An 11,844-nucleotide genomic window follows, 5' to 3' on the forward strand; every position below is an offset into this window, starting at 1 on the left:
TGTTGTGATAAAGTAAAGACAAAATGCTACTGTTCTTTTCTTTATTCTAGCAAAAAGTTGTAATTTTGCACACGAAACGTAGCAAATAGTAATTTTAAGCTTTGTTTTAGCTTGGTTTGCTTCTGAAACAATCGTTGGGACATGCCAAGGTGAATAAGAGAGAATAATAGTTAAAAATAACCGTAAAAGAAAGGAAAAAATATTATGTGTGGAATCGTATCTATCTTCAATATTCAGGAGCAGACTCCTGAATTGAGACAGCAAGCGCTTCGCATGAGCCAGAAGATCCGCCATCGCGGACCCGACTGGAGCGGCATCTATTGTGGTGGTTCCGCTATTCTGGCACATGAGCGTCTGAGCATCGTTGACCCAGAAAGTGGTCGCCAACCTTTGTTTGCACCAGATAAGAAACAGGTGCTTGCCGTAAACGGTGAGATTTACAATCATCAGGACATCCGTGCCCACTTTGCCGGTAAATACCAGTATCAGACGGGTTCCGACTGCGAGGTGATTCTTTCTCTCTATCGTGAGATGCGAGAAGATGCCAACTTTGATACCTTAATATATAAAGGTGAGGATGCACTCCACGCCCGTATCACCAAGATGCTCGAAGAGCTGAACGGTATCTTTGCCTTCGCTCTTTACGATGCCGAGCGTGAAGAGTTCCTCATTGCCCGCGACCCTATCGGCGTAATTCCTCTTTATATTGGTTATGATAAGGATGGAAAAGTGCTGGTAGCAAGTGAGTTGAAGGCTCTGGAAGGTCAGTGCGACCACTACGAGCCATTCCTCCCGGGTCATTATTATTACAGCAAGAACCCTGGCATGAAGCGCTACTACACCCGCGACTGGTTTGAGTATGCTGCCATGCAGAAGAAATATCAGATTGATGATAAGAAGAAGGCTGAAGCCCAGCTGAAGGATGCGGAACCTCAGGAAGAGGCTGCCGTGAAGGAGATTCACGATGCCCTGGAGACTTCTGTAAAGCGCCAGCTGATGAGCGATGTTCCTTACGGCGTATTGCTGAGTGGCGGTCTTGATTCATCTGTCATCTCTGCTGTAGCCGAGAAATATTCTTCTACCCGTGTGGAGAACGGTGGCGAGACCAAGGCATACTGGCCACGTCTGCACTCCTTCGCTGTGGGTTTGAAGGGTGCGCCTGATTTGGCAAAGGCACGACTGGTGGCCGAGCACATCGGAACCGTGCATCACGAAATCAACTACACCATCCAGGAAGGCTTGGATGCCATCCGTGATGTCATCTACTTCATCGAGACCTACGATGTTACCACCGTGCGTGCATCTACCCCGATGTATCTGCTGGCGAGAGTAATCCGCAGCATGGGTATCAAGATGGTGCTTTCGGGCGAGGGTGCCGACGAGGTATTCGGAGGTTATCTCTACTTCCACAAGGCACCTGATGCCAAGGCTTTCCATGAGGAAACCGTGCGCAAGCTGGGCAAGCTCTATCTCTACGATTGCCTGAGAGCCAACAAGAGTCTGGCTGCATGGGGCATCGAGGGCCGTGTGCCTTTCCTCGACAAGGAGTTCCTGGATGTAGCCATGGGCATGAACCCTGTGCTGAAGATGTGTCCGGATAAGACCATCGAGAAAAAGGTGGTTCGTGAGGCATTCGCCGATCTGCTTCCTGAGGAAGTGGCATGGCGCCAGAAGGAGCAGTTCTCCGATGGTGTGGGCTATTCATGGATTGACACCTTGAAGCAGATTACGGCATCTGCCGTAAGCGATGAGCAGATGGCGCATGCTGCCGAGCGATTCCCTATCAATCCTCCACAGAACAAGGAGGAGTACTATTATCGCTCTATCTTCGCCGAGCATTTCCCAAGCGACAGTGCTGCCAAGAGCGTGCCTAGCATTCCTAGCGTGGCTTGCTCTACAGCCGAAGCCCTTGCCTGGGATGCCTCATTCAAGAACCAGAACGACCCTAGTGGCAGAGCCGTGGCGGGTGTTCATGAACAGGCGTATAAATAGGCAACATAAGATGATATATAGATAGTTATAAATAACCGATATAAAACGAACAAGAAATGGAAAAAGGATTGTACAGTTCAGCCTATGAGCACGATGCGTGTGGCGTAGGTATGGTGGTGAATATCCACGGTAACAAGAGTCATGAGCTGGTCGATAACGCCTTGAAGGTCCTCGAGAATATGCGCCATCGTGGTGCTGAGGGTGCCGACAACAAGACGGGTGATGGTGCCGGTATCATGCTCCAGATTCCACATGAGTTTATTCTTCTTCAGGGTATCCCTGTGCCTGAGAAGGGAAAATACGGAACGGGTCTCGTCTTCTTGCCTAAGGATGAGAAGAAACAGCAGGATATTCTCTCTATCATGATTGAAGAGATTGAACGTGAGGGACTTCAGTTGATGCATCTCCGCAATGTACCTACCAATCCAGACTGTCTGGGTGAGGCTGCATTGAGCAATGAACCTGCCATCAAACAGGTGTTCATTACAGGTGTGACAGATGATAAGGTGCCTGTCTTCGAGCGCATCCTCTATCTCATCCGCAAGCGCATCGAGAAACGAATCAGCGATCCTGATTTCTATATCTGTTCGTTGTCTAATTCGAACATCGTATATAAGGGTATGTTGAGCAGCCTTCAGCTGCGTCAGTACTATCCTGACTTGACTAATAATTATTTTACAAGCGGTCTGGCTCTGGTTCACTCCCGCTTCTCTACCAACACCTTCCCAACATGGAGTCTGGCTCAGCCATTCCGTCTCCTTGCCCACAATGGTGAGATCAACACCATCCGTGGCAACCGTGCCTGGATGAAGGCTCGTGAGAGTGTGTTGAGCAGCGAGGCTCTGGGCGATATCCGTGAGATTTCTCCTATCGTTCAGCCTGATATGAGTGACTCAGCCAGTCTCGACAATGTATTCGAGTTCTTCGTGATGAGCGGTCTGTCTCTGCCTCACGCCATGGCAGTGATGGTGCCTGAGAGCTTCAACGACAAGAACCCTATCTCTGAGGATCTGAAGGCTTTCTATGAGTATCACTCTATCCTGATGGAGCCATGGGATGGTCCTGCTGCCCTGCTCTTCAGCGATGGCCGCTATGCCGGTGGTATGCTCGATAGAAACGGTCTGCGCCCTGCACGCTATACCATCACCAAGAACGATATGATGGTTGTGGCTTCTGAGGTGGGTGTGATGGATTTCGACCCAACCGAGATTGCCGAGAAGGGCCGCCTGCAGCCTGGTAAGATTCTCTTGATTGATACACAGGAAGGCAAGATTTACTATGATGGCGAAATCAAGGAGCGCCTGGCAGAGGCTCATCCTTACCGCAAGTGGCTGAACACCAACCGTATAGAACTGGAAAAGCTGCGCAGCGGACGAAAAGTGGAAAACGCTGTGGAAAACCTCACTCGCAAGGAATTGGAGTTCGGTTTCGGCGCGGAAGACATCGACGGTACCATCATCCCGATGGCTACTAAGGGTCAGGAGCCTACTGCATCCATGGGTAATGATACGCCGCTTGCTGTGCTTTCCGACCAGCCACAGATCTTCTTCAACTACTTCCGTCAGCAGTTTGCACAGGTTACCAACCCTGCCATCGACTCCATCCGTGAGAACCTCGTGATGAGTCTTACCGAGTATATCGGTAGAGTAGGTTCCGGCATTCTGAATCCTGACGAGAGCAACTGCAAGATGGTCCGTCTGCCACATCCTATCCTGACCAATACCCAGCTGGATATCCTTCAGAATATCCGCTACAAGGGCTTCAATACAGTAAAGCTCCACATGCTCTTCGAAACCGCCAAGGGCGAAGAAGGACTGCATGAGGCTCTGGATGAACTCTGCAAGCAGGCTGCCCAGAGCGTGGATGATGGCTACAACTACATCATCTTGAGCGACCGTGGCGTGGATGAGACTCATGCCGCCATCCCATCTCTGCTCGCCGTGAGCGCCGTACATCATTATCTGATTGATGCTGGCAAGCGTGTGCAGACTGCCCTTATCGTTGAGAGTGGTGAAATTCGTGAGGTAATGCACGCAGCCCTGCTGCTGGGTTACGGTGCATCAGCCCTCTGTCCATACCTGACATACGCCATCCTCGACGACCTGGTAAAGAAGGGAAAGATTCAGGAGGATTATCATACAGCCGAGCAGAACTACATCAAGGCTGTGAAGAAGGGCTTGTTCAAGATCATGGCTAAGATGGGTATATCTACCATCCGAAGCTATCGTGGTGCCAAGATCTTCGAAAGCATCGGTTTGAGCGAGAGCCTCCTGAAGAGCTATTTCGGAACTGAGGTGAGCACCATCGGCGGTATCGAACTCGAGACCATCGCTCGTGATGCCATCCGCCTGCACGACAAGGCATTCGAGACCAAGAAGCTCGACTTCCTGCCAAGTCTCGGTCAGTTCCACTACCGCAAGGACGGTATCAAGCACGCTTGGAACCCAGAGACCATCGCCACCCTGCAGCTCGCAACACGCAAGGGTGATTACGATCTCTTCAAGAAATATACACATCTCGTTGACGATAAGCCGGAGCCTATCTTCATCCGCGACTTCTTCGGTTTCCGCAAGAATCCTATCTCAATAGATAAGGTGGAACCGGTAGAGGAAATCGTGAAGCACTTCGTTACCGGTGCGATGAGTTTCGGTGCCCTCTCCAAGGAGGCTCACGAGGCTATGGCACTCGCCATGAACGCCCTGGGTGCTCGAAGCAATACCGGTGAAGGTGGTGAGGATAACGAGCGATTCCATTCTACACAGGATGGTATCAGCCTCTCCAGCAAGACCAAGCAGGTGGCTTCCGGTCGTTTCGGTGTGACAACAGAATATCTCGTGAATGCAGAGGAAATCCAGATCAAGGTGGCACAGGGTGCTAAACCGGGTGAGGGTGGTCAGTTGCCTGGCTTCAAGGTTAACGAGGTCATCGCCAAGACCCGTCACTCTATCCCTGGCATCAGCCTGATTTCTCCTCCACCTCATCACGATATCTACAGTATCGAGGATTTGGCTCAGCTCATCTTCGACCTTAAAAATGTGAACCCTAAGGCGGCTATCTCCGTAAAACTGGTAGCTGAGAGTGGTGTGGGTACCATCGCTGCCGGTGTGGCTAAGGCGAAGGCAGATCTCATCGTCATCTCCGGTGCCGAGGGTGGTACAGGTGCCAGCCCTGCATCAAGTATGCGTTTTGCAGGTATCTCTCCTGAAATCGGACTTTCTGAAACCCAGCAGACTCTGGTGAAGAACGGTCTTCGTGGCCAGGTTCGCCTGCAGGTGGATGGTCAGTTGAAGAGCGGTAGAGACATCATCCTGATGGCTTTGCTTGGTGCTGAGGAATTCAGTTTCGGTACGGCAGCCCTCATCGTTTTGGGTTGTGTCATGATGCGTAAGTGTAACCTGAATACCTGTCCTATGGGTGTTGCCACACAGGATCCTAAGCTCCGTGCGCATTTCCGTGGCAGCTACAAGTATCTTATCAACTACTTCCGCTTCCTCGCCGAGGAGGTTCGTGAGTATCTGGCTGAGATGGGTTACACCTCATTGAATGATATCATCGGTCATACAGAGCTCATCGTCCGCAAGAAGGATGAGGAGATTGTTCCTACCGAGGGTCCGGATGCCGTAGAGCCAGAGGTGGCTAAGAGCATCGAGGAAAAGGCCGACTTGCTCGACTTCTCCCGTTTGCTGCATCGTGAAACAGGTCATTGCTCGCTCTATCATACTACCGAGCAGATTCATAACCTCGACAATGTACTCGACCAGCAGATCATCCGTGGTGCCCAGCGTGCCATCGAGAACCAGGAAGAGGTGAACCTCGACTTCGCCATCAAGAATACTGACCGTGCTGCCGGTGCCATGCTGAGTGGTATGATTGCCGAGAAATATGGTGAGGCGGGTCTTCCAGACAAGACCGTGAACGTGAAGTTCAAGGGTTCTGCAGGTCAGAGCTTCGGTGCCTTCCTGGTTAAGGGAGTGGATTTCAAGCTCGAGGGTGAGACCAATGACTATTTCGCAAAGGGACTTTCAGGAGGTCGTATTTCCATCCTTCCTCCTATCCGCAGCAACTTCTCTGCCGAGGATAACATCATCGCCGGTAACACCGGATTGTATGGTGCCACAAGCGGTGAGTTGTATATCAATGGTAAGGTAGGCGAGCGCTTCGGTGTTCGTAACTCCGGTGCCATCGCCGTGATTGAGGGTGCTGGCGACCACTGCTGCGAGTATATGACGGGCGGTAGAGTAGTAGTGCTCGGTGAAACCGGCCGTAACTTCGCCGCTGGTATGAGTGGTGGTGTTGCCTACGTATGGGATAAGAACCACAACTTCGATTACTTCTGTAACATGGATATGGTGGAAATCAACCTTGTGGAAGACAGCACCTATCGCAAGGAGTTGCACGAGCTGATCCGTCAGCATTATCTCTACACCGGCAGTAAGCTTGCCCGTACCATGCTCGACGACTGGAACCACTACGTAGAGGATTTCATCCAGGTAGTGCCAATCGAGTACAAGCGAGTTCTCCAGGAGGAGCAGGTAAAGAAGTTGCAGCAGAAGATTGCGGATATGCAGCGAGACTACTAATTTTAAAATTAGAAAAAAGATGGGAAATCCAAAAGCATTTTTGACTATACCTCGCAAGGAAGCAGGTTATAGACCAATTCACGATAGAATCCTCGACTTCAGCGAGGTAGAACAGACATTGAATAGCAACGACCGCCGACAGCAGGCTTCCCGTTGCATGGATTGTGGCGTGCCTTTCTGCCACTGGGCTTGTCCGCTGGGCAACAAGGCACCGGAGTGGAATGATGCCCTCTACAAGGGCGATTGGGAGCAGGCTTACCGTCTCCTCAATTCCACCAACGACTTCCCGGAGTTCACAGGACGCATCTGTCCTGCACTCTGCGAGAAGGCGTGTGTATTGAATCTCATGGATCATGAACCAACCACCAACCGTGAGGATGAGTGTGCCATCGTGGAGCACGCTTTCTCTGAGGATTATGTGCACGTTGAGATTCCAGAGCGTAATGGCAAGACCGTGGCTGTCATCGGTGCCGGTCCTGCGGGATTGGTAGCTGCCAACCAGTTGAACCACATGGGATATAAGGTAACAGTATTCGAGGCACGTGAGAATGCCGGTGGTCTGTTGCGTTACGGTATTCCTAACTTCAAACTCAACAAGAGCATCATCGACCGCCGTCTTCGTCTTCTCGAAGAGGAGGGCATCGAGTTCAGATACAATCAGCAGATTGATGTAACTAAATTGCCAGAAGGCTTCGATGCCTACGTGGTATCTACCGGTACACCGACAGCCCGCGACCTGAAAATTCCTGGAAGAGAGTTGAAGGGTGTTTATTTCGCCCTCGAACTGCTTTCTCAACAGAACCGTATCCTTGCCGGTATGGAGTTCTCTAAGGACGAACTGGTTAACTGCAAGGGCAAGGAGGTGTTGGTAATCGGTGGTGGTGATACGGGTTCCGACTGTATCGGTACTGCTCATCGTCAGGGTTGCAAGAGCGTAACCCAGATAGAAATCATGCCGAAGCCTGTAGAAGGCCCTGAGGATCCTAAGAATCCTTGGCCAAACTGGCCTCGCACCCTGAAGACCACTTCAAGTCATGAGGAAGGCTGTACTCGCCGCTGGAACATCAACTCTCTGGAGTTTCTGGGAAAGAATGGTAAGTTGACAGGTGTGAAGGTTCAGCCTATCGACTGGAAGCCAAATCCAGAGGGTGGTCGTCCGTTGATGGTAGAGGCTGGTGAGCCGGAGATTATCAAGGCAGAGGCTGTATTCCTGGCAATGGGCTTTCTGAAGCCACAGCAGCCTGAGTTTGCCGAGAATGTATTCGTGGCAGGCGATGCAGCCAGTGGTGCCTCTTTGGTAGTACGCGCCATGGCAAGCGGCAGAAAGATTGCTGCCCAGGTAGATAAGTTCCTGAACAAATAAATCGGTTATTTTTAACTATAAGTGTAGGGAGGTTGACCTCAGTGATGAGGTTTTCCTCCCTTTTTTCTTTCCTCCCTCTCCTTTGTCTTCTGTTCCGTCCCCCTTCTGCCCCCGTTCCAGGCGATTCCATCGTCTGTCCCATGAATAATAATCAATAAAAAAAGACCATTATTCGTGAATTCTCCCCATATTTCCCTTAATAATTTGGTATTCCCAAATATAAAGTGTAAATTTGCACTCAAAAACTTCAGCTAATAATAATTAAACTAAGGAAATAACAGAAAATGAAAAAGAAATTATCAACCGTTCTTTTAGCATTGGCTGCCTTTATGCCAATGACTGCACAGAATCTTGTAAAGGGAGATTATGGTTATCTCTATTGTCACATGAGCGATAAGGGTGAGTGGACAGCCTATGCCATTTCTCGTGATGGTTACAACTATCAGGACATCAATGGTGGCAACCCAATCTTCAATCCAGAAGAGCACGCCCGCATCGAAGGCGGTACCCGCGATGCCTACATCACCCGCATGTACAATGGCAAGGGTTACATCATGGTTACCACCGATATGTGCGTTCGCAAGAGCCACAAGTGGGATAACTATGGTATCGATCTCCTGAAGAGTAAGGATTTGAAGAACTGGACTAGCGTTACCTTCGATTTCCGTAAGGGCATGCAGAACTTCTGCGATGCTGCTACAGCTACATCTCCTTATAAGGATTGGAGCACCATCAACCGTGTATGGGCACCTCAGATTTTCTGGGATCCTGACTATCGTTGGGAAAACGGCGAGAAGGGTGGATATATGATCTATTATTCCATGCTCAACCGTGCTGAGGAGAAGTACGACCGCATGTATTACAGTTATGCCGACAAAACATTCACCAAACTCACCACTCCTAAGCTACTCTTCGACTGGGGCTATGCTACCATCGATGCCGATATCAATTTCCTAAAGAGCGATGGCCTCTACCACATGCTCATCAAGAAAGAGGGTGGCAAGAGAGGTATCTTCACCGCTACCAGCAAGTATCTCACCCATGGTTGGGGCGCTCCTGTCGATGACGACTTCGTAAGTTTCGAGGGAAATAAACTGACAGAAGGAAGTTCTGCCTTCCAGCTTATCGGTGATGATACCTGGCGTGTGGCTTACATCCAGTACAGCGATCATCCTAAGCATTATCGTATCTGCAAGGCAGATAAGTATCTCCGCAATTTCTCCGATCCTGTAGATATCAAGGGAGTTACGGCTCCTCAGCATGGCAGTTTTATGAGAATTACTAGGAAAGAGTACAAAAAACTATTGAAATGGAATCAAAAAATAAAAAATATAGAAAAATAAGTGGATTTATTGTTAAGTGCATAGCTGGATAGAATGTTTAGGGGGGTGATGCTTGTGTAGGTTTAGATAAGATTAAAAATATGTTATTGCGCGCGTACATTATGATAAAGAAGGAAAATTCGTATGCATGTCTCTCTATTCTACATGATCCTAGTTAAATCTATCACAGGTGTATTTCCTAATTTGAAATGTAGTTTTTATGTAGTCCTTTAAAATAGGCAGAAATAGCTTCAAAAATGAATTTATTTGTTTACAGATGTTAAAATATGGCTAAAATCTCAACTTTTTTGAGAAAAGATTTGGTGGAATGAAAAATTATTAGTACTTTTGCACTCGCTTTTGAGAAATACGGTTTCTCTTAGCAACAAAAGAAAGAGTTCTTTGAAAGATTTTACATAAACAGACAAGTAGTACAAGAAGCGGTTAACTTCTTAGAAATAAGAAAGTTGACTGGGTAAAAGAAACGAACCGTCAAGCAATTGACAAGTCAGGTTTACTAAGCTTCAATAAACGAAAAGGATATTCGTCCTAAGTACAGACAACAAACAAACCAAGCCGCAAGGCTAGGTAAAAATGATATTTTACAATGGAGAGTTTGATCCTGGCTCAGGATGAACGCTAGCTACAGGCTTAACACATGCAAGTCGAGGGGAAACGACATCGAAAGCTTGCTTTTGATGGGCGTCGACCGGCGCACGGGTGAGTAACGCGTATCCAACCTGCCCATCACTTGGGGATAACCTTGCGAAAGTAAGACTAATACCCAATGACGTCTCTGGAAGACATCTGAAAGAGATTAAAGATTTATCGGTGATGGATGGGGATGCGTCTGATTAGCTTGTTGGCGGGGTAACGGCCCACCAAGGCGACGATCAGTAGGGGTTCTGAGAGGAAGGTCCCCCACATTGGAACTGAGACACGGTCCAAACTCCTACGGGAGGCAGCAGTGAGGAATATTGGTCAATGGACGAGAGTCTGAACCAGCCAAGTAGCGTGCAGGATGACGGCCCTATGGGTTGTAAACTGCTTTTATAAGGGAATAAAGTGAGTCTCGTGAGACTTTTTGCATGTACCTTATGAATAAGGACCGGCTAATTCCGTGCCAGCAGCCGCGGTAATACGGAAGGTCCGGGCGTTATCCGGATTTATTGGGTTTAAAGGGAGCGTAGGCCGGAGATTAAGCGTGTTGTGAAATGTAGACGCTCAACGTCTGCACTGCAGCGCGAACTGGTTTCCTTGAGTACGCACAAAGTGGGCGGAATTCGTGGTGTAGCGGTGAAATGCTTAGATATCACGAAGAACTCCGATTGCGAAGGCAGTTCACTGGAGCGCAACTGACGCTGAAGCTCGAAAGTGCGGGTATCGAACAGGATTAGATACCCTGGTAGTCCGCACGGTAAACGATGGATGCCCGCTGTTGGTCTGAACAGGTCAGCGGCCAAGCGAAAGCATTAAGCATCCCACCTGGGGAGTACGCCGGCAACGGTGAAACTCAAAGGAATTGACGGGGGCCCGCACAAGCGGAGGAACATGTGGTTTAATTCGATGATACGCGAGGAACCTTACCCGGGCTTGAATTGCAGAGGAAGGATTTGGAGACAATGACGCCCTTCGGGGTCTCTGTGAAGGTGCTGCATGGTTGTCGTCAGCTCGTGCCGTGAGGTGTCGGCTTAAGTGCCATAACGAGCGCAACCCCTCTCCTTAGTTGCCATCAGTTGAAGCTGGGCACTCTGGGGACACTGCCACCGTAAGGTGTGAGGAAGGTGGGGATGACGTCAAATCAGCACGGCCCTTACGTCCGGGGCTACACACGTGTTACAATGGCAGGTACAGAGAGATGGTGCTCTGCAAAGCGCATCAAATCCTTAAAGCCTGTCTCAGTTCGGACTGGGGTCTGCAACCCGACCCCACGAAGCTGGATTCGCTAGTAATCGCGCATCAGCCATGGCGCGGTGAATACGTTCCCGGGCCTTGTACACACCGCCCGTCAAGCCATGAAAGCCGGGGGCGCCTAAAGTCCGTGACCGTAAGGAGCGGCCTAGGGCGAAACTGGTAATTGGGGCTAAGTCGTAACAAGGTAGCCGTACCGGAAGGTGCGGCTGGAACACCTCCTTTCTGGAGAGACGAATTTCCTATAGAAGATTTAGGAACAGGACTTAAAAGTTCGCTTCTCTTCTTGTACGCACCATCTGTTTAATTAAATAAGAGATAGAGAATGTTCGGCAGAGATGCTACTCTTTACCAACACAGTCCTATAGCTCAGTTGGTTAGAGCGCCACACTGATAATGTGGAGGTCGGCAGTTCAAATCTGCCTGGGACTACACATCGGCGTAGCCAATGTGTAATCAAAGTTCAACTTTGATACATTCTTTACTTCTCGATTTGGGGGATTAGCTCAGTTGGCTAGAGCACCTGCTTTGCAAGCAGGGGGTCAACGGTTCGAATCCGTTATTCTCCACTACAGTGGGAATTTTTAGGATAGGCGACTGCAAGGAGCCAATCATAAAAACTTCACCACAAGAAGATCTTTGACATATTGACACAAGCAAAACTGTAAGTAATGAA

4 protein-coding genes, 2 tRNA genes and 1 rRNA gene are annotated in these 11,844 nt (G+C 49.3%); all 7 read left to right on the forward strand.

Annotated features, from left to right (window positions below; translation table 11 throughout):
- Positions 1-204 precede the first annotated feature (204 nt).
- The 7 genes from asnB (at position 205) to RCO84_RS01405 (ending at position 11,737) form a co-directional block, all read left to right on the forward strand.
- Entirely contained in the window at positions 205-1,992 is a 1,788-nt protein-coding gene (gene asnB / locus RCO84_RS01375) for an asparagine synthase B (RefSeq protein WP_287798575.1), read from the forward strand.
- 56 nt (positions 1,993-2,048) lie between these two features.
- Positions 2,049-6,572, forward strand: coding sequence for a glutamate synthase large subunit (gltB, locus tag RCO84_RS01380; RefSeq protein WP_317583596.1), 4,524 nt, complete (start codon positions 2,049-2,051; stop codon positions 6,570-6,572).
- A 19-nt stretch (positions 6,573-6,591) separates the two neighbouring features.
- Positions 6,592-7,935 carry a glutamate synthase subunit beta gene (locus RCO84_RS01385; protein WP_264901244.1) on the forward strand — a complete coding sequence of 448 codons (1,344 nt, stop codon included), beginning with the start codon at positions 6,592-6,594 and terminating at the stop codon, positions 7,933-7,935.
- Positions 7,936-8,219: 284 nt separating this feature from the next.
- Entirely contained in the window at positions 8,220-9,278 is a 1,059-nt protein-coding gene (locus RCO84_RS01390) for a glycoside hydrolase family 43 protein (RefSeq protein ID WP_144154773.1), read from the forward strand.
- 583 nt (positions 9,279-9,861) lie between these two features.
- Positions 9,862-11,393 (forward strand): 16S ribosomal RNA (locus RCO84_RS01395).
- A 133-nt stretch (positions 11,394-11,526) separates the two neighbouring features.
- A tRNA-Ile gene (locus RCO84_RS01400) sits at positions 11,527-11,600 on the forward strand.
- Between the two features lie 63 nt (positions 11,601-11,663).
- A tRNA-Ala gene (locus RCO84_RS01405) sits at positions 11,664-11,737 on the forward strand.
- The last annotated feature ends 107 nt before the right edge of the window (positions 11,738-11,844 follow it).

The sequence above is a fragment of the Segatella copri genome (assembly GCF_949820605.1).
GTDB lineage: Bacteria > Bacteroidota > Bacteroidia > Bacteroidales > Bacteroidaceae > Prevotella.

Excerpts from the sequence above, each read along its gene's own strand:
- asnB (WP_287798575.1), top strand. The coding sequence starts at position 205 with ATGTGTGGAATCGTATCTATCTTCAATATTCAGGAGCAGACTCCTGAA.
- gltB (WP_317583596.1), top strand. The coding sequence starts at position 2,049 with ATGGAAAAAGGATTGTACAGTTCAGCCTATGAGCACGATGCGTGTGGC.
- RCO84_RS01385 (WP_264901244.1), top strand. The coding sequence starts at position 6,592 with ATGGGAAATCCAAAAGCATTTTTGACTATACCTCGCAAGGAAGCAGGT.
- RCO84_RS01390 (WP_144154773.1), top strand. The coding sequence starts at position 8,220 with ATGAAAAAGAAATTATCAACCGTTCTTTTAGCATTGGCTGCCTTTATG.